General features: G+C 68.2%; 1 protein-coding gene. It reads left to right on the plus strand.

All coding sequences use genetic code 11. The features are described from left to right. Nucleotides 1–19: 19 nt before the first annotated feature. The coding region (locus tag G6017_RS12910) for an HNH endonuclease signature motif containing protein (protein WP_241731530.1) at nucleotides 20–450 on the plus strand (431 nt) is incomplete at its 3' end.

The raw sequence follows: 450 nt of genomic DNA on the forward strand, positions 1-450 counted from the left end.
CGCCAAGGTGCGGTTCGACTTGATCGACCCGCAACCGGGCGTTCAGGACACGCCGGATGCGGTGCTCAAGTACTTCATCACCCCGGCGCTGGCCGAGAGGATCCGGTTGCGTGACGGGACCTGCCGCCACCCCGGCTGCACGGTTGACGCACGCGACTGCGAGATCGATCACGTCATCGCCTTCGACCACCTGCGCCCGGAACTGGGCGGACCCACCGCCGAGTGGAACCTGATCTGCCTGTGCCGCAAGCACCACCGCGAGAAGACCTTCGGCCACTGCGCCTACCGGCCCGGACCCCTCGGTGAACTGACCATCATCACCGAGACCGGACACGAACACCGCACCACCCCACACGGCCCTCTGGCCCAGGCCCGCGACCGGATCCTCGACCACCGATGGCGCCAGCACCTCGAGCGCCTCTTCACCGACGACGGCCACCTCACCAACCC

The sequence above is a fragment of the Dietzia sp. B44 genome, assembly GCF_014145245.1.
Classification (GTDB): domain Bacteria; phylum Actinomycetota; class Actinomycetes; order Mycobacteriales; family Mycobacteriaceae; genus Dietzia; species Dietzia natronolimnaea.